The sequence below is a fragment of the Massilia sp. Masssp94 genome (assembly GCF_059491305.1).
The window spans coordinates 6,819,463-6,842,532 of the sequence record NZ_CP168501.1; the positions used below are offsets into that span (position 1 = coordinate 6,819,463).

A 23,070-nucleotide genomic window follows, 5' to 3' on the forward strand; every position below is an offset into this window, starting at 1 on the left:
GCCCTATAATACCAACGATGAACCCAACCAATCGGATTATCCTCGTGTTGTATTACTCGCGTCATGGAAAGACGCGCCGGCTGGCCGAACTGATCGGCCAGGGCATCGACAGCGTGCCGGGCATGGAAGCCCGGTTGCGGACTGTTCCCGCGGTGTCGACGGTGGCCGAAGCGACGGAACCCGACATCCCGCGTGCCGGCGCGCCCTACGTGGAACTCGAGGATCTGGCGGAGTGTGCCGGACTGGCGCTGGGTTCGCCTACGCGGTTCGGCAATATGGCGGCGCCCATGAAATATTTTCTCGACGGTACTTCCGCGCAGTGGCTGTCCGGCACGCTGGCCGGCAAGCCGGCCGCGGTATTCACGTCGACGGGCAGCCTGCACGGCGGCCAGGAATCGACCCTGCTGTCGATGATGATCCCGCTGCTGCACCACGGCATGATGGTGATGGGCCTGCCCTACACCGAGCCGGAACTGATGACCACCGCGAGCGGCGGCAGTCCCTACGGCGCGACCCACTGGTCGGGCGTGGACGGCAACCGCCCGGTGACGGAAGACGAGAAGCGGCTCGCGATCGCGCTCGGCCGGCGCCTCGCGATCGCCAGCCGCAAACTGCAGGGGACGGAGTAAGCGATGCAAACGCAAAGGGTATTTCATACGGGCGCGGTGACGAGTCTCGTCATCCTGTTCGCCTGGCTGCTGGTCTGGGAGATCGTCGTCGCGCCCCTCCACCCGGGCGGCTCGCTGCTGGCGCTGAAGGCCCTGCCGCTGCTGCTGCCGCTGCGCGGCGTCCTCAAGCGCGACCTGTACACGCTGCAGTGGTCGTCGATGGTCATCCTGATCTACTTCGTCGAAGGCATCGTGCGCGCCTGGAGCGACAAGACGGAAATCTCGCGCATGATGGCGCTGGGCGAAGCGCTGCTCGTCGTCTCGTACTTCCTGTTCGCCCTGCTGTACCTCCGCCCGTACAAGAAGCAGGCGCAGAAGCTGGCCAAGGAATTGCTCGACAAGGTCAAAGTACCGCATGACTGATGCTCATCGCTGATCGCCTTATCGAGCGCTGCGCCGGCATCGTCGGCGCGGCCAACGTCCTCGTCGACGAGCACGACACCGCCCCGTACCTGACCGACTGGCGCGGCCGCTTCACGGGCCGTGCCCGCGCGGTCGTGCGCCCCGCCAGCACGGCGGAAGTGGCCGCCGTCGTGCGCCTGTGCGCTGAGCTGCGCGTCCCGATCGTGCCGCAGGGCGGCCGTACCGGCCTCGTGCTGGGCAGCGTGCCGGATGGCGCGGGCGACGCCATCGTGCTGTCGCTGCGGCGCCTGAACCGCATCCGCACCGTCGACACGTTCAACCGCACGATGACCGTGGAAGCCGGCTGCATCCTGCAGGACATCCAGCAGGCGGCCAGCGAACACGGCATGCTGTTCCCGCTGTCGCTGGCGGCCGAAGGCAGCTGCACCATCGGCGGCAATTTGTCGACCAATGCGGGCGGCACCGGCGTCCTGCGCTACGGGAACACGCGCGAACTGTGCCTGGGCCTGGAAGTCGTCACGGCGCAGGGCGAGGTGTGGGATGCCCTACGGGGCCTGCGCAAGGACAACACCGGCTACGACCTGCGCGACCTGTACGTGGGCGCGGAGGGCACGCTCGGCGTCATCACGGCGGCCGTACTGAAACTGTTCCCGCAGCCGAAGGCGGCGATCACGGCGCTCGTCGCGCTGGCCACGCCGCGCGACGCGCTGGCGCTGCTGAAGCTCGTCGAAGGCGAATGCGGGCCGACCTTGACGGGCTATGAATTGATGAGCGACGTCAGCCTGCGCCTCGTCGCCAGCCACTTCCCCGACCTGCCGAAGCCGTTCCCGGAACGCTATCCGCAATACGCGCTGCTGGAACTGTCGAGCCACGAGTCCGAGGCGCACGGCGTGGCGCTGCTGGAGCGCGCGATCGAACGGGCGCTGGAAGACGGGCTCGCGCAGGACGCCGTCGTCGCGACGTCGATCGCCCAATCGCGCGCGCTGTGGGCCATCCGCGAGCACATCCCGCTCGCGCAGGCGGCGGCCGGCAAGAACATCAAGCACGACATCTCCGTGCCGATCTCGCGCATCGCCGACTTCATCGAGACGACGGATGCGCAACTGGACGCGGACTATCCCGGTGTGCAGGTCGTCTGCTTCGGCCACCTGGGCGACGGCAACCTGCACTACAACGTCGCGCCGCCGGAAGACATCCGCCACGACGATTTCCTCGCCGAGCAGGGCCCCATCAACCGCATCGTGCACGACAGCGTGGCGGCGCATGGCGGGTCGATCTCGGCCGAGCACGGGATCGGCGCGTTGAAGCGCGACGAGCTGTCGCGCTACAAGTCGCCGGTCGAGCTGCAGCTGATGCGTGCGATCAAGGCTGCGCTCGACCCGCTGGGCATCATGAACCCCGGTAAAATCCTGTGACCCGGAGACCTTCATGATGCGTTTTCTTCCCCTGCTGGCGGCCTGCCTGTTGACCAACGCCCTCGCCGATCCCGTCTACAAGTGCACGCACGACGGCAAGACGGGTTACTCGGATCGCCCGTGCGCCCACGGCAAATCGGTCGAACTGCCGGCGCCGGCGGGCATCCGCCCGGACGGCGCGGAATCGGTGCCGACGCGCGACGCGCGCACGCTTCTCGCGCTGGAAAAGCTGCGCATCGCAAGGGAGAAAGAACAGGAACGCAGCGACAAGGCCGACGCGCGCCAGGCCAGAGCCGCCGCCACGCACCGCAAGCAGTGCGCGCGGCTGAACCTGCGCAAGCGCTGGGCCGAGGAAGACGTCGCCCGGCTGACCGGCCGCGCCAGGGTGGCCGCGCAGCGCCGGTCGAAACGGGCGACGGAAGCGCTGGCGGTGGAATGTCCGGCGTGATCTTCGGCGTCAACCCGTTGTCGCGCTGGCTGCTGTTCGGCGAGTGGCGCGCGCACCCGATGCGCGCGGTGCTGGCCGTCGTCGCCATCGCGGTCGGCGTCGCGATGGGCTTCGCCATCCACCTGATCAATGCGGCGGCATTCAATGAATTCAACGCGGCCGTGCACAGCCTGTCCGGCCAGGCCGACGTCCAGGTCACGGGACGCGAAGCCTTGTTCGACGAAGGCATCTATCCGCGCCTGGCCACCCACGAAGGGGTCGCCCTCGCCTCGCCCGTGCTGGAAGTCGACGCCGCCCGGGCCGATGGCCAGGGGTCGCTGAAGATCGTCGGCCTCGACGCGTTCCGCGCCGGCTATATCGCCCCCGACCTGATGGGCGTGCCGGATGCGTCCCACCCGTACGACGTCCTCGCGGACGACGCCGTGTTCCTGTCGCCGGCCGCGCAGGCGTGGCTGGGCAAGGCGCGCGGCGACAGCATCGTGGTCCGCGCCGGCACGCGGGACCTGGCGCTGCGCGTGGCGGGGCCGATCCTGCGCGCGCGCAGCGGCCAGCGCCTCGGCGTGATGGACATCGGCGCGCTGCAGTGGCGCTTTCAACTCACCGGCAAGCTGTCGCGCATCGACCTGAAACTGCGCGACGGCGTCGACCGCGCCACGTTCGGGCGCGCGCTGGCGGCGGAGCTGGAGCGCGATTATCCCGGCCGCTTCACGGTCGGCCGGCCGGGCGACGCCAACCAGGAAAGCCGCAGCAATAACCTCAGCCGCGCGTACCGGGTGAACCTGACGGTGCTGGCGCTGGTCGCCCTGTTCACCGGCGCATTCCTCGTGTTTTCCACGCAGGCGCTGTCCGTACTGCGCCGGCGCGGGCAGTTCGCGCTGCTGCGCGTGCTCGGCCTGGAACGGCGTGCGCTGCTGCGCCAGGTGCTGCTGGAAGGCGCGACCCTGGGCGTGCTCGGCGCCCTGCTCGGCATCGCGGCGGGCTATGGCCTCGCGGCGGCCGCGTTGTCCCTGTTCGGCGGCGACCTCGGTGCCGGCTACTTCCCCGGCGTGAAGCCGCGCGTGCAATTCGCGCCCGGCGCCGCCTTCGTCTACTTCGGCCTGGGCCTCGGCGTCGCGCTGCTCGGCTGCGCGGCACCCGCGCTGGAAGCGGCCCGTGCCCGTCCCGCCATCGCGCTCAAGTCCGGCAACGACGAGACGGCGCTGGAGCGCCTCAACCGCATCTGGCCCGCCCTGGTCTGCCTGCTGCTCGCCGGCGCCTGCGCGTTCGCGCCACCCGTATTCGGGTTGCCGCTGTTCGGCTATTGCGCCGTCGCCCTGCTGCTCATCGGCGGCATCGGCCTGATGCCGCGGCTGGCCGCCTCCGCGTTCCGGCAGCTGGACCGCGCGCTGCGCCGCCGCGAAGACCACTCGCCCGTGCTGGCACTCACAATGGCGCGCCTCGCCAACGCGCCGGGCCAGGCCTCGATCGCGCTGGGCGGCGTACTGGCAAGCTTCAGCCTGATGGTCGCGATGGGCATCATGGTCGCGAGCTTCCGCGTCTCCGTCGACGACTGGATCCTGCACATCCTGCCGGCCGACCTGTACGTGCGCAGCAGCGCCGGCGGCAACACGGGCGGCTTCGGCGCGCCGGAACAGGCGGCCATGGCCGGCGTGCCCGGTGTCGCGCGCGCCGCGTTCCTGCGCACGCGGCCGTTGTCGCTCGACCCGGCCCGCCCGAACATCGTGCTCGTCGCGCGCGATATCGATGCGAACGATCCGGGACGGATGCTGGCCCTCGTCGGCGACCCGGCCCCGGTGCCCGCGGGAGCCCGGCCCGTGTGGGTGTCGGAAGCGATGACGGACCTGTACCGCGTGAAGGCCGGCCAGACGCTGGACCTGCCGCTGGGCGGCCGGCCGCAGCCCTTCTTCATCGCCGGCGTCTGGCGCGACTATGCCAACCAGACCGGCTCCGTCGTCGTGCTCCTGGATGACTATCGCGCGCTGACGGGCGACACGACGGTCACCGATGCCGCACTGTGGGCCGCGCCCGGCGCCGACGTCGCGCACGTCGAGGCCGCGCTGCGCAAGCTGCCGTTCGGCGCCGCGCTCCAGATGGCACGGCCCGGCGACATCCGCGCCATGAGTTTGCGAATCTTCGACCGCAGCTTCGCCGTGACCTATTTGCTGGAAGCGATCGCGATCGCCATCGGCCTCTCGGGCGTGGCCGCGACATTTTCCGCGCAGACGCTGGCGCGCGCGAAGGAATTCGGCATGCTGCGCCACGTGGGCGTCACGCGCCGGCAGGTGCTGGGCATCCTCGCCGTCGAGGGCGGCGCGTTGACGGCGCTCGGCGTCGTCACGGGCTTCGTGCTCGGCCTCGTCATCAGCCTGATCCTCGTCTACGTGGTGAATCCGCAGTCGTTCCACTGGACGATGCAGTTGCACCTGCCGTGGCCCCTGCTGGGCAGTGTCGCGGGCGTGCTGGTGGCGGCGTCCGTCGCGACGGCGCTCGTGTCGGGCCGCTACGCATTGTCCGGCGGGCCGGTGCGCGCCGTGCGGGAGGATTGGTGACGATGTTGCTGCGTTTTATATTGCGTATCGTGCTGCCGTGGCTCGTCGCGACGTGCGTCCACGCGGCACCGCCCGCGCCTGCACCCATTTTTGCGCCCGTCACGCCGGGACGTACGCTGACGTTCCCGGCCGACTACGGCGCCCATCCGGACTACCGGACGGAATGGTGGTACGCGACCGGCTGGCTCAAGACGCCCGACGGCAAGCCGCTCGGTTTCCAGGTCACGTTCTTCCGCAGCCGCACGGAGACGGATCCGGCCAACCCGAGCGCGTTCGCACCGAAGCAGCTGATCATCGGCCACGCCGCGCTGTCCGATCCGGCGCTCGGCCACCTCGTGCACGACCAGAGAAGCGCGCGCGCCGGCTTCGGGCTCGCCTACGCCGACACGGGCACGACGGACGTAAAACTCGACGACTGGAGCATGCGGCGCGAACCGGACGGCCGCTACCGCGTCGTCGTGCGTTCCGGCGAGCTGTCGTTCACGTTGCGGCTCACGCCCACGCAACCGGTACTGCCGCAGGGCGAGGCCGGCTTTTCGCAAAAGGGGCCAAAGGCGGGCCACGCCAGCTATTACTATAGCGAGCCGCATCTGCAGGTCGACGGCGACGTCGTTCACGCGGGCCGCAGGCAGGCCGTGACGGGCACCGCATGGCTCGACCACGAATGGTCCAGCCAGGTGCTGGACCCCAACGCCGCGGGCTGGGACTGGATCGGCGTCAACCTCGACGACGGCGGCGCGCTGATGGCCTTCCGGATCCGTGCCAGGGATGGTAGTACACTGTGGGCCCACGCAACCTGGCGCGACGGCGCCGGCAAGGTGACGCAATACGGTCCGGACCAGGTCCGCTTCATGCCGCAACGGAGCTGGACCTCGCCCCGCACGAACGCCGCCTACCCGGTGGCGACGCTCCTCGCCACAGGGACGACGCAATGGCAGATCGAGCCGCTGCAGCCGGACCAGGAACTGGATTCGCGCCGGTCGACCGGCGCCGTGTACTGGGAGGGTGCCGTCACCGTGCAGCGCGACGGCCGGGCCGCCGGAAGGGGCTACCTCGAACTGACCGGCTATGTATCGGCGATGAAGCTATAAGCGGCCATGAAGCTGTAAGCACCCAGAAGAATACGAACGACGAACAACGAAGACGACATGACCAACGGTTCCACCAGCGCCACCCCAACCAACGACACCACCTCGCGCAAGGGCGCCCTCGCCGCATTGAAAGGCCTGCTGCCCTTCCTGCGGCCGTACCGCCGCCAGTTCCTGTTCGCCGGCATCGCCCTGCTCGTCGCGGCCAGCGCCACGCTGGCGATTCCCGCAGCCTTCAAGCAGATGATCGACCACGGCTTCGGCGCGAAGGGGGGTGCGTCGAATGCCGCCAGCGTCAACGCCACGTTCCTCGCGCTGTTCGGCGTGGCCGCCGTGCTCGCGGTCGCGACGGCCGCGCGCTACTACACGGTGTCGTGGCTCGGCGAGCGCGTGACGGCGGACATCCGCAGCGCCGTCTACCGCCACGTCGTCGAACAGAGTCCCGAATTCTTCGAGACGACGCGCACGGGCGAGGTGCTGTCGCGCCTGACGACCGACACCACGCTGATCCAGACCGTCGTCGGCACGAGCATCTCGCTCGCGCTGCGCAACACGTTACTGTTCATCGGCGGCCTCGCGATGCTGTTCGTGACGAGCGCGAAGCTCACGTCCATCATCCTCGGCCTGCTGGTGCTGGTCGTCGTGCCGATCGTGCTGTTCGGCCGGCGCGTGCGCAAGCTGTCGCGCGATTCGCAGGACCGCATCGCCGACGCGTCGGCCATCGCCGGCGAGATCCTCAACGCCATGCCCACCGTGCAGGCCTTCACCCACGAGAAGATCGAAGCCCGGCGGTTCGGCGCGTCCGTCGAAGGCGCGTTCGCGACGGCGATGCGGCGCATCCGCGCCCGCGCCGTCCTGACGATGCTCGCGATCGCGCTGGTCTTCGGCGCCATCGTGTTCGTGCTGTGGCTGGGCGCGCACGCCGTCCTGGAAGGCGCCATGACGGGCGGCGACCTGGGGCAGTTCATCCTGTACGCGTCGATCGTGTCCGGCGCCATCGGCGCGCTGTCCGAAGTGATGGGCGAGGCCCAGCGTGCGGCCGGCGCCACCGAGCGCCTGCTGGAACTTCTGGCCGTCCGCTCCGACATCCGCAACCCCGCGCACCCGACGCCGCTGCCGAACCGCACGGCCGGCGGTGCCGCCCTGAATCTCGCGAACGTCCAGTTCTCTTACCCGTCGCGGCCCGAGACGGCGGCGCTGGACCACGTGAGCCTCGATGTAAAACCCGGCGAGACGGTGGCCGTCGTCGGCCCGTCCGGCGCCGGCAAGACCACCCTGTTCCAGCTGCTGCTGCGCTTCTACGACCCGCAGGCGGGCTCGATCCGCCTCGATGGCGTGGACATCCGCGACCTCGACCTGCACGTGCTGCGCGGCGCCATCGGCATCGTCCCGCAGGATACCGTGATCTTCTCCGCGAACGCGCTGGAAAACATCCGCTACGGCCGCGCCGACGCGACGGACGAAGAAGTGATCGCCGCCGCGAAGCTGGCCGCGGCCCACGAATTCATCGAACGCCTGCCGCAGGGCTACCAGTCGTACCTGGGCGAGCGCGGCGTGCGCCTGTCGGGCGGCCAGCGCCAGCGCATCGCCATCGCGCGGGCGCTGCTCAAGAATCCCCCGCTGCTGCTGCTGGACGAAGCGACGAGCGCCCTCGACGCGGAGTCGGAACGCCTCGTGCAGCGCGCACTGGAAGCGGCGATGGTCGGCCGCACGACGCTCATCATCGCGCACCGCCTGGCCACCGTGCAGCGGGCCGACCGCATCATCGTGATGGAGGACGGGCGCATCGTCGAGACGGGCACGCATGCATCGCTGGTCGCGCTCGGCGGCATCTACGCGAACCTGGCGGCTTTACAGTTCCATAACGTGCAAGTCGAACATTGAGTTAGCGGGGCGACAACGCCGAGGGTGTTTACGTAACGATTCATGCCGTCCCGGCACGATTTTGTTGCATGAACACGTCGAAAAGACGACACAATTTTGTTTCCCAGGGGATACCTGACGTACCATAGCGCAACGTCAGCTTATCCCCTATCTTCATGAACAAGAAATCGTTCAGCGTCGCGAACCTGACGGTCGGATCAAAGATCACGGCCTTCTCGTTCGCCCTCGTCTCCGTCATCCTCGCCGGCCTCGTCTTCACCATCACCTGGACGACGTCGTCGATGCTGCATGCCCGCGCGATCGCCAACGTCAACTCCGAGCTGCAGAGCGTCGTCAACGCCGTCGAGATGTTCGACAACGTGATGAAAAGCCAGGCCACGAGCTTCGGCCGCATCTTCGCCACGGATTTCGAAGGCGAGTTCGCGCTGGACCCTGACGCGGTCGTTGCCGTCGGCGACAAGCAGGTGCCGACGCTGACATCGAACGGAAAGCCCCTGAACCTCGACTTCACGTTCCCCGACCGCTTCACGCACCAGACCGGCGGCAACGCGACGATCTTCGTGGCGAGCGGCGACGACTTCGTGCGCATCAGCACGTCGGTCAAGAAGGAAAACGGCGACCGCGCCGTCGGCACGATCCTCGCCCACGAGAGCCCCGCGTATGCCGCGATCCGCGCCGGCAAACCCTACGTCGGCCTGGTGAAGCTGTTCGGCAAGCAGTTCATGACGGACTACGAACCGGTGCGCGACGCGTCCGGCAAGGTGATCGGCATCCTGTACGTCGGCCTCGACGTCGACGCCAACATCGCCGCGCTGCGCGACCGCATCAAGAAGATGAAGGTGGGCGACACGGGCTATTACTACGTGCTCGACGCAACGCCCGGCAAGACCTACGGCGACCTGATCGTCCACCCCGTCAAGGAAGGCAAGAACATCCTCGCCAGCAAGGATGCGAGCGGCCGCGAATTCATCAGGGAGATGCTGGAAACGAAGCACGGCCTGATCCAGTACCCGTGGCAGAACGCGGAAGCGGGCGAGACGAGCCCGCGCACGAAAGTCGCCGCCTACACGCTGTTCAAGGACTGGAACTGGATGATCGCCGGCGGCACGTACGAGGACGAGATCACGAAGGAAGCGGCGAGCCTGCGCAACCGCTACATCGTCATCGGCCTCGTGGCGCTGGCGATCTTCGCGGCGATCCTGCACACCGTGATGAAGCGCACCGTCACCCGGCCGCTCGTACGGGCCCGCGACGCCGCCGTCCGCATCGCCGAGGGCGACCTCACCGTGCGCATCCCTGTCGACCGCAGCGACGAGATCGGCCTGCTGGCCGAAGCCATGAACAACATCAGCGGCAGCCTGTCGACCGTCGTCGGCCAGGTGCGCAGCGGCGCCGAGCAGATCGCCAACGCCTCCGGCGAAATCTCGAGCGGCAACCTGGACCTGTGCTCGCGCACCGAGCAGCAGGCCGCCAACCTGGCGTCCACCGTGAACTCGATGCAGGACCTGACGGAGACCGTGCGCCGCAACGCCGGCGATGCCCACGAAGCGAACCAGCTCGCGGTGAACACGTCGATGGTGGCGCAGGAAGGCGGCCGCATGGTGCGCGAAGTGATCGACACGATGGACACGATCAAGGCGTCGTCCGGCAAGATCGGCGACATCATCGGCGTCATCGACGGCATCGCGTTCCAGACCAATATCCTCGCCCTCAACGCGGCCGTGGAAGCCGCGCGCGCCGGCGAACAGGGCCGCGGCTTCGCCGTCGTGGCCACCGAGGTGCGCAATCTCGCCCAGCGCAGTGCCGCCGCGGCGAAGGAGATCAAGGGCCTGATCGTCGCGTCGACGACGGAAGTGGATACGGGCAGCCGCATCGTGCAGGAAGCGGGCGTCACGATGAACGAAGTGCTGGCCAGCGCCGAGAAGGTCACCGCCATCATGGCCCGCATCAGCACGGCCAATGCGGCGCAGAGCACCGGCATCGAGCACATCAACCGCTCGATCGGCGAGATGGACCAGGTCACCCAGCAGAACGCTGCCCTCGTCGAGGAAGCCAGCGCGGCCGCCCAGGCCATGCAGGAACAGGCCGACCAGCTGGCGCGCTCGGTAAGGTTGTTCAAGCTGGACCAGCAGCAGGACACGAAGCGCCTCGCGCTCGCGCAGTACTAACTCAAACCACCGTCGTCCCCGCGAAGGCGGGGACCCAATCACCGTCGTCCCCGCGAAGGCGGGGACCCAATTTCTCGGGCTACGGCTGCAGAACTTGGATCCCCGCCTGCGCGGGGATGACGATTTAGCGACGACCGTCGCCCTTTCACCTCTATCCTCTTCGGTGTAGAGTAGCGCCACCTTCCAGGAGCGCACCTTGACCGACACCGAACTGCTCGCCCGCTGCACCACCGTCTTCCCCGGCCACCGCGCCCGCACCCCGGCGGAGATGTTCGCCGCGATGGCCGCCTGGTGCGACGCCAACGGCATCGCCCACGACACGTACGGCGACGGCGCCCTGATCCAGGGCTTCGAGGCCCGCGTGGCCGAAGTCCTCGGCTTCGAGGCCGCCGTGTTCTGCATCAGCGGCACGCTCACGCAGGTAACGGCCTTGCGCCTCGCCGCCGACGCGCGCGGACGCGCACCCGTGGCGCTGCATCCGACCGCCCACATCTTCGTCCACGAGCGATCCAATTACCAGTTGCTGGGCCATTTCGACGCGCTGCGCACGGGCGACCCGTATCGTCCATGGACGGCCGCCGACATCACGGGCATTCCCGACCGCGTGTCCGCCGTCGCGCTCGAGATCCCGATGCGCGAGATCGGCGGCCAGTTGTCGGCGTGGGACGACCTGCAGGCCATCAAGGCGCACTGCCGCGCGCGCGGCATCCACCTGCACATGGACGGCGCGCGCCTGTGGGAAGCGGCGGCCGGCTATGGCCGCCCGGTGGCCGAGATCGCGGCCGGTTTCGACACCGTCTACACGTCGCTGTACAAGGGCATCGGCGGGCTCGGCGGCGCCATGCTGGCCGGGAACCGCGAATTCGTCGCGCAGGCGGCCGAATGGTTCAAGCGCCAGGGCGGCAACGTGATCCACCGTTCGCCGTACGTGGTTGCCGCCGCGATGCAGTTCGAGCAGCGACTGGCCGCGATGCCCGCTTACTTCGAACGCACGCGCTTCCTGTTCGACGTACTGCGCGACCACCCGGTGCTGCGCGCGAATCCCGCCCGGCCGCAGGCCAACATGCTGCACGTCCACCTGCCCGTGAGCCGCGAACGCGCGCTGGAGATCCGCCGCGAACTGGCGCGCGACCACGGCATCTGGCCGTTCAACCGCGTCAATCACGGCATACTGCCGGACACCTCGTTCTTCGAGCTGTACGTGGGCGACAATCTGCTCGACACGCCCGACGGCCGCGTGCGCGAAGCCGTGGCGCTGCTGGCAGCGGCGGTGGAGCGCGGCATCGGTTAAAATGCGCGGGTTTTCAACCTTTCCTCGAGCCCACCGATGCGCCAATACCACGACCTGATGCGCCATGTGCTGGACCATGGCACGGTCAAGACCGACCGCACCGGCACCGGCACCCGTTCCGTGTTCGGCCACCAGATGCGCTTCGACCTGCAGGAGGGCTTCCCGCTCGTCACCACCAAGAAGCTGCACCTGCGGTCGATCATCCATGAACTGATCTGGTTCCTCGCCGGCTCCACCAACATCGCGTACCTGAAGGAAAACGGCGTCTCGATCTGGGACGAGTGGGCGGACGCCAACGGCGACCTCGGTCCCATCTACGGTTACCAGTGGCGCAGCTGGCCGACGCCCGCGGGCGAGCACATCGACCAGATCACGCAGGTCATGGACCAGATCAGGAATAATCCGGACTCGCGCCGCATGATCGTGTCGGCCTGGAACGTGGCCGACGTGCCGAAGATGAAGCTGCCGCCGTGCCACGCGCTGTTCCAGTTTTATGTCGCGGACGGCAAGCTGTCGTGCCAGTTGTACCAGCGCAGTGCCGACATCTTCCTCGGCGTCCCGTTCAACATCGCGTCGTACGCGCTGCTCACGCACATGATGGCGCAGCAGGCCGGCCTGGATGTCGGCGACTTCGTGTGGACGGGCGGCGACTGCCACCTGTACTCGAACCACATGGAACAGGTCGAGCTGCAGCTGTCGCGCGAGGAGCGTCCGCTGCCCAGGCTGGTCATCCACCGCAAGCCCGACTCGCTGTTCGACTACAAATTCGAAGACTTCGAGATCGTCGGCTACGACCCGCATCCGGCCATCAAGGCGCCGGTCGCCGTGTAAGCAAGGAGGTTCGCATGGCTCATCATCTGTCCCTCGTCGTCGCGATGGATGCCAACCGCGGCATCGGCGTCGACAACCAGCTGCCCTGGCACCTGCCCGAGGACCTCGCGCACTTCAAGCGCGTGACCCTCGGCCACCCGATCATCATGGGCCGCAAGACGTTCGAATCGATCGGCCGCCCGCTGCCGGGCCGCCGCAACATCGTCGTCACGCGCAACGCCGGCTGGGGCCACGACGGCGTGGACGTCGTGCATTCGCTGGCCGATGCAGTCGCCCTCGTCGGCAACGATTCGGCCAGCATCATCGGCGGCGCGCAGATCTTCGCGGAGGCGATGCACATCGCGGACCGCCTGGTCGTCACGCACATCGACAAGGCCTACCGCTGCGACACGTTCTTCCCGGAGATCGACAGCGCGCAGTGGGCCGCCGTGTCGAGCGAACCCCTGCACTCGCCGACGGCCGGCGTCGACTACGCCATCGTCACCTACGACAAAGTCAAGTAACACATGTCCGGACACGGTTGTCACGTACACGGACCGCACGATCACGCGGTCGAACACGCCGCCCGGCCTCTGGCCACTGAGCGGCGCTCGCGATAGTGCTTCTTCAGCACCGCGTGGCGGTGGCGGAAGAAGCGCTCGATGATCCAGCCGACGATGGGGCCGGCGAAGCGCGGCGTGAATTCCAGGCGGTCGACGACTTTCGAACCGTCCGGGGACGGCGTGATGATCCGTTCGTGCCGCCAGCTCTTCATCGACAGCAGCGGCGACTGCTCGACGAAGCGGCGGCCCGGCTCCATCTCGGTAAAGGTCAGCCGCGACAGATCGACCGGCACGACGCCGAACAGCAGGAACCGGTAATCGCCCAGCGGCCGCCCGAGGTTGCTGCCGTCGCGCGGGATGTGCGTCATCCCCTCGGGGAAATCGAGCTTCAGGACCGGTCCCATCTCGGTCACGACGCCCTCGACCGACGTACTCCAGTCCCACAGCTCGGCGGGCGAACGGGGGACGTTGCTTTCCAACTGGACGCGGACGGTGGACATGATGGCCTCGGCTACAAAAAGAGTCTCCACTGTATGCCCGCCGGGTGCCCGCTTCCGTTAATCCCTTAACGCAGCGGCAGCTCCGTCATCCCGTTTACACAAGAGTGCGCCACAATCTGCCCCGTGTAGCTAACCTATTAAAAATTTTTGCACGGGACCCCGCGATTTCTGCGAAAATCCGCTTCTTCATTTTTCCGGTGCCGTGCCCGGCCGCCTTCCCTCCCGGATAGCGGCGCGCACGGCGCTTCGCTTTGGAGCTGTCCATGAAATTTCGTTTCCCAATCGTCATCATTGACGAGGATTTCCGTTCCGAGAACACCTCCGGTCTCGGCATTCGCGCGCTTGCGGCCGCGATGGAAAAAGAAGGCATGGAAGTGCTCGGCCTGACCAGCTATGGCGACCTGTCGCAGTTCGCCCAGCAGCAGTCGCGCGCTTCCGCCTTCGTACTGTCGATCGACGACGAGGAATTCGGCGGCGGCACCATCGAGGAGACCAATTTCGCATTGAGCGGCCTGCGCGCGTTCGTGCAGGAGATCCGCCACAAGAACTCGGACATCCCGATCTACATCTACGGCGAGACCCGCACGAGCCGCCACATCCCGAACGACATCCTGAAGGAGCTGCACGGCTTCATCCACATGTTCGAGGACACGCCGGAATTCGTCGCGCGCCACATCATCCGCGAAGCGAAAGCCTACCTGGACAGCCTGGCGCCGCCGTTCTTCCGCGCGCTCGTCAACTACGCCAACGACGGTTCGTACTCCTGGCACTGCCCCGGCCACTCGGGCGGCGTCGCGTTCCTGAAATCGCCGATCGGCCAGATGTTCCACCAGTTCTTCGGCGAGAACATGCTGCGCGCCGACGTCTGCAACGCCGTCGAGGAACTGGGCCAGCTGCTGGACCACACCGGCCCCGTCGCGAAGTCGGAGCGCAACGCCGCGCGCATCTACAACGCCGACCACTGCTACTTCGTCACGAACGGCACCTCGACGTCGAACAAGATGGTGTGGCATTCGACCGTGGCGCCGGGCGACATCGTCGTCGTCGACCGCAACTGCCATAAATCGATCCTGCACTCGATCATCATGTGCGGCGCGATCCCCGTGTTCCTGATGCCGACCCGGAACAACCTCGGCATCATCGGCCCGATCCCGCTGGAAGAATTCTCGCCGGAGTCGATCCGCCGGAAGATCGAAGCGAACCCGTTCGCCCGCGAGGCGAAGAACAAGAAGCCGCGCATCCTGACGATCACGCAATCGACGTACGACGGCGTCGTCTACAACGTCGAGACCTTGCGCGAACTGCTGGACGGCGAGATCGACACCTTGCACTTCGACGAAGCCTGGCTGCCGCACGCGACGTTCCACGACTTCTACCGCAACATGCACGCGATCGGCCGCGACCGCCCGCGCGCAAAGCAGTCGATGATCTTCTCGACGCAGTCCACGCACAAGCTGCTGGCGGGCCTGTCGCAGGCGTCGCAGGTGCTCGTGCGCGAATCCGAGACCGTCGCGCTGGACCAGGACGCGTTCAACGAGGCGTACCTGATGCACACGTCGACGTCGCCGCAGTACTCGATCATCGCGTCGTGCGACGTTGCGGCCGCGATGATGGAAGCGCCGGGCGGCACCGCGCTCGTCGAGGAATCGATCTACGAAGCGCTGGACTTCCGCCGCGCGATGCAGAAGGTCGACGAGGACTACGGCGACGACTGGTGGTTCAAGGTGTGGGGCCCGCAGGTCACGAGCGAGGAAGGCATCGGCACGCAGGCCGACTGGATGATCCACGCGGACGACGACTGGCACGGCTTCGGCAGGCTGGCCGAAGGCTTCAACATGCTCGACCCGATCAAGGCGACGGTCGTCACCCCGGGCCTGTCGCTGGACGGCTCGTTCGGCACCTCCGGCATCCCGGCGTCGATCGTCACCAAGTACCTCGCCGAGCACGGCGTGATCATCGAGAAGTGCGGCCTCTACTCGTTCTTCATCATGTTCACGATCGGCATCACGAAAGGCCGCTGGAACACGCTCGTCACCGCCCTGCAGCAGTTCAAGGACGACTACGACCGCAACCAGCCGATGTGGCGCATCATGCCGGAGTTCACGGCCGCGAACCCGCGCTACGAATCGTGGGGCCTGCGCGACCTGTGCCAGCAGATCCACGACTTCTACAAATCGCGCGACGTCGCCCGCCTGACGACCGAGATGTATTTGTCGGACATGATCCCGGCGATGAAGCCGTCGGACGCCTTCGCGAAGATGGCGCACCGCGAGATCGAACGCGTGGCGATCGAGGAACTGGAAGGCCGCATCACCGCGATCCTGCTGACGCCCTACCCGCCGGGCATCCCGCTCCTGATCCCGGGCGAGCGCTTCAACAAGACCATCGTCGACTACCTGCGCTTCGCGCGCGACTTCAACGAGCGGTTCCCGGGCTTCGAGACGGACGTGCATGGTCTCGTCAAGCGCGAGGTCGACGGGAAGCTGGGATACTTCGTCGACTGCGTGAAGCAGGACTGATCGCTGGCGCTCGGTGGGCACCCCGTGCCCACGATGCGGCCGCGTGCCACGAACGCAAAAAGGAGGCCTCGGCCTCCTTGTTTTTTTACGTCTTCAACCTATCAGGCCTTCGGCAGCGTCACGCCGTGCTGGCCCTGGTACTTGCCGCCGCGGTCCTTGTACGACGTCTCGCAGACCTCGTCGCTCTCGAAGAACAGCACCTGCGCGCAGCCTTCGCCGGCATAGATCTTCGCCGGCAGCGGCGTCGTGTTCGAAAACTCCAGGGTCACATAGCCTTCCCACTCCGGCTCGAACGGCGTCACGTTGACGATGATGCCGCAGCGCGCATAGGTCGACTTGCCCAGGCAGACGGTCAGCACGTTGCGCGGGATCTTGAAGTACTCGATCGTGCGGGCCAGCGCGAAGGAGTTCGGCGGGATGATGCACACGTCGCTCTTCACGTCGACGAACGAGTTCGAATCGAAGTTCTTCGGGTCGACGATGGTGCTGTTGATGTTCGTGAACACCTTGAATTCGTCGGCGCAGCGGATGTCGTAGCCGTACGAGGACGTGCCCCACGAAATGATCTTGCGGCCGTCCGTCTCGCGCACCTGTTTCGGCGAGAACGGTTCGATCATGCCGTGTTCTTCCGCCATTCGGCGGATCCATTTGTCGCTCTTGATACTCATCGCTGGGGGTCTTCTCTAAAAAGGGGAATAACAATCCCGCAATTTTACGCGAAAAGCGCGGCCGGACGACCGGCCTTTTTTTCCTCGGCCTGCGCCAGCAGCCGCGCGATCATCTCGCGCGTCAGCTGCGCCGTCAGCGCCGGCTTCTCCATCGGATACAGGTGCGTGCCTTCGATCGTGACGAGATTGTCGCCGACCAGCCGGCGCGTCCCGTCCAGGCCAGCCTGGCGCAGCTCCGTGGAATCCGTCCCCGCGATGAAGCCGACGGGCACGGGGAAAGGTGCGCGCAGCACCCGGTCCATGTCGTGCGGCAGCGTGCTGTAGATCGCCGCTTCGACGTCGCGGTCGAACCGGAGTTGCACGCCCTCGGCATGCGGTGTCAGGCCGTGCTCCAGGTAATCGTCGAGGGCACCCGGCGCCCACGCCTGGAACACGGGTTTTGCCATGAAATGTTCGAAGGCCGCCGCACGCGACGGCCACACGTTGCGCCGGCGCCGGGCCACGTTCCCCGGCGACAGCCGCATGCGCAGTCCGAGCATCTTCGCGAACCGCCACACCCACGCCCGCCAGCCCGCGACGACGGGCGAATCCAGCATCACCACGCAGCGCACCAGGTCCGGCCGCCGGTGCGCCGCCAGCATGCCGACGGCGCCGCCCAGCGAATGGCCGACGAGGATCGCCGGCCGGCCGTACCCCTCGAGCTGCGCGATCAGCTCGTCGATCAGCGTGTGCCAGTTGTCGCGCACGGGAAAGCGCGGATCGTGGCCCAGCATGTCCGTCGTCCGCACGTCGAAATCGCGGCGCAACTCGTCCAGCAGGCGGCCGTACGAACCGGACGGGTAGCTGTTCCCGTGGGTGAAATGGAGTAAAGGCTTGGACATCGGGAATGGGATGACGCGGCACCGCGTAGTAAAGACAACACCCATTGTAATGTCATTATCTCCAAGTATTTAGAGGGAAACGCCTACGGCCGCTCGCCCTCATCGTGTCCGCGCATGCGGTGCTGGCTCAGCTGCTCGCGCTGCTCCGGCGTCAGCACGGCCTGGATCTGCGCGTCGGTGCGTGCCCGCAGCAGCGCCTGGGCCGCCACCGCCTGGCCGAGGTCGCGCGACAGCGCGCCGGCCCTGGCCTCGTCGAACCTGTCGGCGCGGCCCAGTTCGCGCAACCCTTCGTGCGCCTTGCGGATCGCCTTGTCGTAGTCGCGGCGCTGCGGCTCCTGGGCGTGCATGATGGCGAACACCTTGTCCTGCTGGGCTTCCGTCAGCTTCAGGCGGTGCAGCGGAACGTGGCCGAAGGGCATGCCCGGGCCCCGCTCGTGGTCGCCGCCGGGACCGCGCTGGCCGGCGGACGGCGGCGCATCCGGTTCGCCGGCCGCGAAGGCCGGGGTGGCGGCAAGGCAGGCGGCGAGCAGCGCGGCTGCCGCGGAAAGGCTTGTGAATTTCATGTCTGTCATCCTTTTTTGTTCGGAGACGCCATTTTCGATTGTCTCGATGTTAAGGCGTGTTGTCGGCGTGTAAAAGCGCGTAAAGAGCCGGCGGCGGTCGTGGCCGGCACAGTCGCGCTGCGCTAAGATGCGAGCATGAACCAAGTCCTGCTTATCGACGACGACACCGAACTGGTCGGCATGTTTTCCGAATACCTGGAACAGGAAGGCTTTCGCGTCGCCTGCGCCCACGACGGCGAGACGGGCGCGCGCGAAGCGCTGACCGGCGAGTACGCGATCGCCGTCCTCGACGTGATGATGCCCCGCATGAACGGCATCGAGACGCTGCGCCGCATCCGCGCCGCCAGCCGCATGCCGATCCTGATGCTGACGGGGCGCGGCGACGACGCCGACCGCATCCTCGGCCTCGAACTGGGCGCCGACGACTACGTCACGAAACCCTGCACGCCGCGCGAACTGACGGCGCGCGTGCGCGCCATCCTGCGCCGCACGCAAAGCTCGCCCAACGACGGTCCCGGCATCACGCTCACCGTCGGCAAGCTGACGATGCTGCCGGAGCAGCGCCGCGCCACGTGGGACGGCCAGCCGCTGGACCTGACCAGCACCGAATTCAACCTGCTCGAAGTCCTGGCGCGCAACGCCGGCCGCCCGGTCAGCAAGAACGACCTCTCGGAGCAGGGCCTGGGCCGCCCGCTGGCCCGCTTCGACCGCAACATCGACGTCCACCTGTCGAGCCTGCGCCATAAACTGGGCACGCTGTCCGACGGGCGTTCCTGCCTGCAGACCGTCTACCGTCTCGGCTACCAGCTGATCCGCGAGTAGCGATGGGCCGGCTGTTCTGGAAGTTCTTCCTGTCCATCCTGCTGGCCCAGGTGGCCGCCACGATCGGCGTCGGCGGCACCTTGTGGCTGCGCGACCAGGCGCGCCAGCGCGGCGGCGAACCCACGCTCGACAAGAGTCCGCCCGCCACGATCATGCTGGACGCTGCCGCCGCGACGCTGAAGCACGGCGGTGTCGACGCCTTGCGCGACCTCGCCGCCGGCAGCCGCCGCATGCATTTGTATGTGCTCGACGAACAGGGTCATGAACTGCTCGGCCGGCCCGTGCCCGCCAGGCTGCGCGAGGAAGTCGAGCGCAACCTGAACGGCGACGGCCACACGCACGCCGTCGCCCAGCTGACGAGCGCCGACGGCCGCCGCTACACGGCCTTCGCTTCGCGCGCATGGCATATGCCGGGCATGGACGGTCCACCTCCTCGCGGCTTCGGCACCGGGCCGGGCGGCGGGCCACAAGTGGCAGGCCCGGGCGATGGCGGACCGGGCGCGCGCACGGACGGCGCACCCGGCGGCCCCGGCGGTCCAGGCGGCGGCTGGTTCGGCCTGCCGCCCGAATTCGGCCGCCACGTGGGGCCCTGGCTGCCGATCGTCGCCGCCACGCTGGCCAGCCTGTTGTTCGCCGCCCTCCTCGCCTGGTATTTCTCGCGCCCGATCCGCGCCCTGCAGCGCGCCTTCGATGCCGCCGCAGCGGGCGACCTCGCGCCCAGGTTCGCCCACGCGGCGCCGCGCCTCATCGGCGACGAGCTCGCGGAACTGGGCCACGATTTCGACCGCATGAGCGCCCAGCTGCGCGCGCTGATGGACGGCCAGCGCCGCCTGCTGCACGACGTCTCGCACGAACTGCGCTCGCCGCTCGCGCGCCTGCAGGCCGCCATCGGCCTCGCGCACCAGCGGCCGGACCGGCTGCAGGCGTCGCTCGAACGCATCGAACGCGAGAGCGTGCGCATGGACCGCCTCGTCGGCGAGCTGCTGACCTTGTCGCGCCTGGAAGCGGCGACCACGTTGCCCGCCACCGAACCCGTGGACCTCGTCGAGATGGTCGACCAGATCGCCGACGACGCCCGCTTCGAAGCCGGCGCGGTGGTGGACGTCGACGCGCCGGAACCGGTCACGGTGCGCGGCGCCCCGGACCTGCTGTGGAGCGCCGTCGAAAACATCGTGCGCAACGCCGTCAAGCACGGTCCGGGCGGCCCCGTGGACGTCCGCGTGCATCCGGACGGCGGCCTCGTTCACATCGAAGTCCTCGACAAGGGACCCGGCATCGCGTCCGAACACCTGGGCGACGTGTTCGAACCCTTCTTCCGCTCCAACCCCACGCGCAACAACGTCGACGGCCACGGGCTCGGTCTCGCGATCGCCAAGCGGGTCGTGGAGACGCATGGCGGACGGATCTCGGCCGCCAACCGGGCCGAAGGCGGCTTGCGGGTCACGATCACGCTGCCGCGCGTGGTCTGATCAGCGCCCGTACCAATAGCGCGCGTGGTCGGTGCGGTAGCTGCGCCAGGCCACGTCCTCGCCGAAGTCCAGCACCAGCGCGCCCGCGTCGTCCGTCCTGAGTCGCTCGACCCCGAGCGCACCGTAACGCTCATACACCTCCAGCTTCGGGTGGTGGTAGCGATTGCGGTATCCGACCTGGAACACCGCGACTTCCGGCCGCACGGCCTGCAGGAAGGCCAGCGTGGACGACGTGCCGCTGCCGTGGTGCGGCGCCAGCAGGACGTCCGCGCGCAGGCGATCCGGGGCGCGCTCGACCAGCGCCGCTTCCTGCGCAGCCTCGATGTCGCCGGCCAGCAGCACCGTGCGCCGGCCGTTGCTGATACGGAGCGTGCAGCTGCGGGCATTCGTCTTCAGGTGCGCGTCATCGTAGCTGGCCGGCGTCGGATGCAGCATGTCGAACGCGATGCCGTCCCATTCCCAATGCTGGCCGGCGCTGCAGCGCACGTGGCGCGGCGCCGCGCGGACGATGGCGTGATCGGCGGGCAGCGACGAGGCGAGCCAGCCGGCGCCGACGCCTTCCAGCACCGCCAGCGCGCCGCCCGTGTGGTCCGTGTCGCCATGGCTGACGACGATCCCGTCGAGCGTGGCGATGCCGCGCATCCGCAGGTACGGCAGGATCACGCGGCTGCCGCCGTCCGCGCCCGGGGCGTACGCGGGGCCCGTGTCGTACAGCAGGCGGTGCCGCTCCGTTTCGACGAGCAGCGCCATGCCCTGCCCCACGTCGAACGCGGTCACGCGAAAGGTGTTGTCGCGGGGATGGTCCGGGAGCTGCAGCAGCATCGGCAGCAGCGCGACGGCCCCGGCCCAGCGGTGCGGCCAGCCGCGCGGCATCAGCAGCCACAGGATGCCGCCGAGTCCGAGCGCGAACACCCACGCCTGCGGTGCCGGCGCGCGCCACACGGCGCCGGGCCAGCCGGCCATCAGCCGCAGCAGCCAGGCGAGCATCTCCACCGTCCAGTGCGCGAGCAGGAGCAGCCAGTCGCCCGGCGGTCCGGGCACCAGGCTGCCGGCCAGCGCGAGCGGCGTCACGACGAAGCTGACGAGCGGGATCGCCACCGCGTTCGCGACCGGGCTCACGATCGACACCTGCCCGAACAACAGCAACGTCAACGGCACCAGCCCGGCCGTGACGGCCCATTGCGTCCGGCCGGCCAGCAGCAGCGCGCCGCGCGGACCCGCGGGCGGGGGCCCGATGCGGCCATGACCCGCGAACAGGATGACGGCCACGGCCCCGAACGACAGCCAGAACCCCGGCCACAGCACGGCCCACGGATCGAGCAGCACGACGACCGCGAGCGCCGCGCACAGCACGTGCGACACGGCCGCGAGACGCCCCATCCACAATGCGAGCGCGACGACGGACAGCATGTACAGGGTGCGTTGTGCCGGCACGCCGAAGCCGGCCAGCAGCACGTAGAGGAAGGCGACGGTGGTGCCGGCCAGCGCGGCGGCCTTCTGTGCCGGCAGCCGCAGCGGCAGGCGCGCATCGGTGAAGAACGAGCGGCGCCACAGCGCCGACATGGCCCACGCGGCGAGTCCCGCGATCATCGTGATGTGCAGGCCCGAGATCGAAATGAGGTGGCCGATGCCGGTGCGGTTGAACACCTGCCAGTCGGCCTGCTCGATGCCGCGCTGGTCGCCGATCACGAGCGCCACGATCACGCCCGCGTACGTGCGTCCCGCGAGCGCCGCCTGGATGCGCGCGCGCAGCGCCGCGCGGACGCGCTCGACGACCGCGCCGGGACCGGCCACGAACGCGTCCAGCAGCCGGTTGCCGTCGTCGGCCCGCACATAGCCGGTGGCGCGCACGCCCTGTTCCAGCAGCCACGCTTCGTAATCGAATCCGCCCGGATTCGCGTTGCCGTGCGGGTGCTGCAGGCGCACCGTCAATTGCCAGCGCTGGCCTGGCTGGACGTCGCCCACGGCCTGGCGTATGCCATAGCGGCCCTGGTACCACGACAGCGCGATGTGGGAAGGCACGCGTACCTGGTCATCGATGGTGCGCTCCACGCGGAAATCGAAGCGGACGCCCTGGTCGAAGCGGTAGGGCAGCGTCTCGACGATCCCGACGACCCGCACGTCGCGGCCCTCGTCGCGCCTGGCCAGCTCCGCCGACAGCGTCGCCTGGGCCAGGAAGGCGGCCCACGCGTAGCCGGACAGCAGGCCGGCGGCGGCGAGCGCGATGATGCGTGCCGGCGGGGAGCGGATCATGGCGGCGCAGGCCAGCACGAAGAGTGCCGTGGCTGCGCCGATAGCCATCCGGCCGGATGTCGGCAGCGTGGCGCTGGTTTGCAGGTACGTGACGCCGGCGACGAAGCCCAGGATGAAGCTGCGCATGGCAGGCGGGCCGGGAGCCGGC

General features: G+C 68.2%; 19 protein-coding genes. 14 read left to right on the forward strand and 5 right to left on the reverse strand.

What is annotated here, in order from left to right:
* Positions 1–17: 17 nt before the first annotated feature.
* From wrbA to ACEN9G_RS29970, 11 genes are all read left to right on the forward strand, one after another.
* Entirely contained in the window at positions 18–629 is a 612-nt protein-coding gene (wrbA, locus tag ACEN9G_RS29920) for an NAD(P)H:quinone oxidoreductase (RefSeq protein WP_413344782.1), read from the forward strand.
* Positions 630–632: 3 nt separating this feature from the next.
* Complete coding sequence (locus tag ACEN9G_RS29925) at positions 633–1,031, forward strand: DUF2069 domain-containing protein (protein ID WP_413344780.1); 399 nt, start codon at positions 633–635, stop codon at positions 1,029–1,031.
* The gene (locus tag ACEN9G_RS29930) at positions 1,031–2,446 is read left to right on the forward strand and encodes an FAD-binding oxidoreductase (RefSeq protein ID WP_483127440.1); all 1,416 of its coding nucleotides are present in this window, start codon (positions 1,031–1,033) and stop codon (positions 2,444–2,446) included. The genes ACEN9G_RS29925 and ACEN9G_RS29930 overlap by 1 nt, the downstream gene beginning before the upstream one ends.
* A 13-nt stretch (positions 2,447–2,459) precedes the next feature.
* Complete coding sequence (locus ACEN9G_RS29935) at positions 2,460–2,894, forward strand: DUF4124 domain-containing protein (RefSeq protein WP_413345575.1); 435 nt, start codon at positions 2,460–2,462, stop codon at positions 2,892–2,894.
* Positions 2,882–5,443: an FtsX-like permease family protein gene (locus ACEN9G_RS29940; RefSeq protein WP_483127441.1), complete on the forward strand. Its 2,562-nt coding sequence runs from the start codon at positions 2,882–2,884 to the stop codon at positions 5,441–5,443. The genes ACEN9G_RS29935 and ACEN9G_RS29940 overlap by 13 nt, the downstream gene beginning before the upstream one ends.
* Positions 5,444–5,445: 2 nt before the next feature.
* Complete coding sequence (locus ACEN9G_RS29945; RefSeq protein WP_413340145.1) at positions 5,446–6,534, forward strand: lipocalin-like domain-containing protein; 1,089 nt, start codon at positions 5,446–5,448, stop codon at positions 6,532–6,534.
* 57 nt (positions 6,535–6,591) lie between these two features.
* A complete protein-coding gene (locus tag ACEN9G_RS29950; protein WP_413340143.1) occupies positions 6,592–8,415 on the forward strand; it encodes an ABC transporter transmembrane domain-containing protein in 1,824 nt (607 codons plus the stop codon).
* Positions 8,416–8,570: 155 nt separating this feature from the next.
* Positions 8,571–10,583: a methyl-accepting chemotaxis protein gene (locus ACEN9G_RS29955; protein ID WP_413340141.1), complete on the forward strand. Its 2,013-nt coding sequence runs from the start codon at positions 8,571–8,573 to the stop codon at positions 10,581–10,583.
* A 196-nt stretch (positions 10,584–10,779) separates the two neighbouring features.
* Entirely contained in the window at positions 10,780–11,874 is a 1,095-nt protein-coding gene (locus ACEN9G_RS29960) for a threonine aldolase family protein (RefSeq protein WP_413340140.1), read from the forward strand.
* 36 nt (positions 11,875–11,910) lie between these two features.
* The gene (gene thyA / locus ACEN9G_RS29965) at positions 11,911–12,705 is read left to right on the forward strand and encodes a thymidylate synthase (RefSeq protein WP_413340138.1); all 795 of its coding nucleotides are present in this window, start codon (positions 11,911–11,913) and stop codon (positions 12,703–12,705) included.
* Between the two features lie 14 nt (positions 12,706–12,719).
* Positions 12,720–13,208 (forward strand): dihydrofolate reductase, encoded by a 489-nt coding sequence (locus ACEN9G_RS29970; protein ID WP_413340136.1) that lies wholly within the window; start codon positions 12,720–12,722, stop codon positions 13,206–13,208.
* A gap of 41 nt (positions 13,209–13,249) precedes the next feature.
* On the opposite strand, the gene ACEN9G_RS29975 is transcribed toward ACEN9G_RS29970, so the two are convergent.
* Positions 13,250–13,747, reverse strand: coding sequence for an Rv1443c family protein (locus ACEN9G_RS29975; protein ID WP_413340134.1), 498 nt, complete (start codon positions 13,745–13,747; stop codon positions 13,250–13,252).
* A gap of 263 nt (positions 13,748–14,010) precedes the next feature.
* Here ACEN9G_RS29975 and ACEN9G_RS29980 point away from each other — a divergent pair, with 263 nt between their 5' ends.
* Positions 14,011–16,266: an Orn/Lys/Arg family decarboxylase gene (locus ACEN9G_RS29980; protein WP_413340132.1), complete on the forward strand. Its 2,256-nt coding sequence runs from the start codon at positions 14,011–14,013 to the stop codon at positions 16,264–16,266.
* Positions 16,267–16,367: 101 nt separating this feature from the next.
* Here ACEN9G_RS29980 and dcd read toward each other — a convergent pair whose 3' ends face one another.
* The 3 genes from dcd to ACEN9G_RS29995 form a co-directional block, all read right to left on the reverse strand.
* The gene (gene dcd, locus ACEN9G_RS29985) at positions 16,368–16,934 is read right to left on the reverse strand and encodes a dCTP deaminase (RefSeq protein ID WP_056131857.1); all 567 of its coding nucleotides are present in this window, start codon (positions 16,932–16,934) and stop codon (positions 16,368–16,370) included.
* 44 nt (positions 16,935–16,978) lie between these two features.
* The gene (locus ACEN9G_RS29990) at positions 16,979–17,815 is read right to left on the reverse strand and encodes an alpha/beta fold hydrolase (RefSeq protein WP_483127442.1); all 837 of its coding nucleotides are present in this window, start codon (positions 17,813–17,815) and stop codon (positions 16,979–16,981) included.
* A gap of 83 nt (positions 17,816–17,898) precedes the next feature.
* Positions 17,899–18,378: a Spy/CpxP family protein refolding chaperone gene (locus ACEN9G_RS29995; protein WP_483127443.1), complete on the reverse strand. Its 480-nt coding sequence runs from the start codon at positions 18,376–18,378 to the stop codon at positions 17,899–17,901.
* Positions 18,379–18,513: 135 nt separating this feature from the next.
* Between ACEN9G_RS29995 and ACEN9G_RS30000 the strand changes: the two genes are divergently transcribed.
* The gene (locus ACEN9G_RS30000) at positions 18,514–19,200 is read left to right on the forward strand and encodes a response regulator (RefSeq protein WP_413346126.1); all 687 of its coding nucleotides are present in this window, start codon (positions 18,514–18,516) and stop codon (positions 19,198–19,200) included.
* Positions 19,201–19,202: 2 nt separating this feature from the next.
* Positions 19,203–20,669, forward strand: coding sequence for a sensor histidine kinase (locus tag ACEN9G_RS30005; protein ID WP_483127444.1), 1,467 nt, complete (start codon positions 19,203–19,205; stop codon positions 20,667–20,669).
* Here the strand turns inward: ACEN9G_RS30005 and ACEN9G_RS30010 are convergent, their stop codons facing one another.
* Positions 20,670–23,048, reverse strand: coding sequence for a DNA internalization-related competence protein ComEC/Rec2 (locus tag ACEN9G_RS30010; RefSeq protein ID WP_483127445.1), 2,379 nt, complete (start codon positions 23,046–23,048; stop codon positions 20,670–20,672).
* Between the last annotated feature and the right edge of the window lie 22 nt (positions 23,049–23,070).

What these genes read in the sequence shown, in the direction of transcription:
- ACEN9G_RS29925 (WP_413344780.1), top strand. Translation starts at nt 633, where the DNA reads ATGCAAACGCAAAGGGTATTTCATACGGGCGCGGTGACGAGTCTCGTC.
- ACEN9G_RS29995 (WP_483127443.1), bottom strand. Translation starts at nt 18,378, where the DNA reads ATGAAATTCACAAGCCTTTCCGCGGCAGCCGCGCTGCTCGCCGCCTGC.
- ACEN9G_RS29975 (WP_413340134.1), bottom strand. Translation starts at nt 13,747, where the DNA reads ATGTCCACCGTCCGCGTCCAGTTGGAAAGCAACGTCCCCCGTTCGCCC.
- ACEN9G_RS29945 (WP_413340145.1), top strand. Translation starts at nt 5,446, where the DNA reads ATGTTGCTGCGTTTTATATTGCGTATCGTGCTGCCGTGGCTCGTCGCG.
- ACEN9G_RS30000 (WP_413346126.1), top strand. Translation starts at nt 18,514, where the DNA reads ATGAACCAAGTCCTGCTTATCGACGACGACACCGAACTGGTCGGCATG.
- ACEN9G_RS29935 (WP_413345575.1), top strand. Translation starts at nt 2,460, where the DNA reads ATGATGCGTTTTCTTCCCCTGCTGGCGGCCTGCCTGTTGACCAACGCC.
- wrbA (WP_413344782.1), top strand. Translation starts at nt 18, where the DNA reads ATGAACCCAACCAATCGGATTATCCTCGTGTTGTATTACTCGCGTCAT.
- ACEN9G_RS29980 (WP_413340132.1), top strand. Translation starts at nt 14,011, where the DNA reads ATGAAATTTCGTTTCCCAATCGTCATCATTGACGAGGATTTCCGTTCC.
- ACEN9G_RS29970 (WP_413340136.1), top strand. Translation starts at nt 12,720, where the DNA reads ATGGCTCATCATCTGTCCCTCGTCGTCGCGATGGATGCCAACCGCGGC.
- ACEN9G_RS29940 (WP_483127441.1), top strand. Translation starts at nt 2,882, where the DNA reads ATGTCCGGCGTGATCTTCGGCGTCAACCCGTTGTCGCGCTGGCTGCTG.
- ACEN9G_RS30005 (WP_483127444.1), top strand. Translation starts at nt 19,203, where the DNA reads ATGGGCCGGCTGTTCTGGAAGTTCTTCCTGTCCATCCTGCTGGCCCAG.
- ACEN9G_RS30010 (WP_483127445.1), bottom strand. Translation starts at nt 23,048, where the DNA reads ATGCGCAGCTTCATCCTGGGCTTCGTCGCCGGCGTCACGTACCTGCAA.
- ACEN9G_RS29930 (WP_483127440.1), top strand. Translation starts at nt 1,031, where the DNA reads ATGCTCATCGCTGATCGCCTTATCGAGCGCTGCGCCGGCATCGTCGGC.
- dcd (WP_056131857.1), bottom strand. Translation starts at nt 16,934, where the DNA reads ATGAGTATCAAGAGCGACAAATGGATCCGCCGAATGGCGGAAGAACAC.
- ACEN9G_RS29955 (WP_413340141.1), top strand. Translation starts at nt 8,571, where the DNA reads ATGAACAAGAAATCGTTCAGCGTCGCGAACCTGACGGTCGGATCAAAG.
- ACEN9G_RS29990 (WP_483127442.1), bottom strand. Translation starts at nt 17,815, where the DNA reads ATGTCCAAGCCTTTACTCCATTTCACCCACGGGAACAGCTACCCGTCC.
- ACEN9G_RS29950 (WP_413340143.1), top strand. Translation starts at nt 6,592, where the DNA reads ATGACCAACGGTTCCACCAGCGCCACCCCAACCAACGACACCACCTCG.
- thyA (WP_413340138.1), top strand. Translation starts at nt 11,911, where the DNA reads ATGCGCCAATACCACGACCTGATGCGCCATGTGCTGGACCATGGCACG.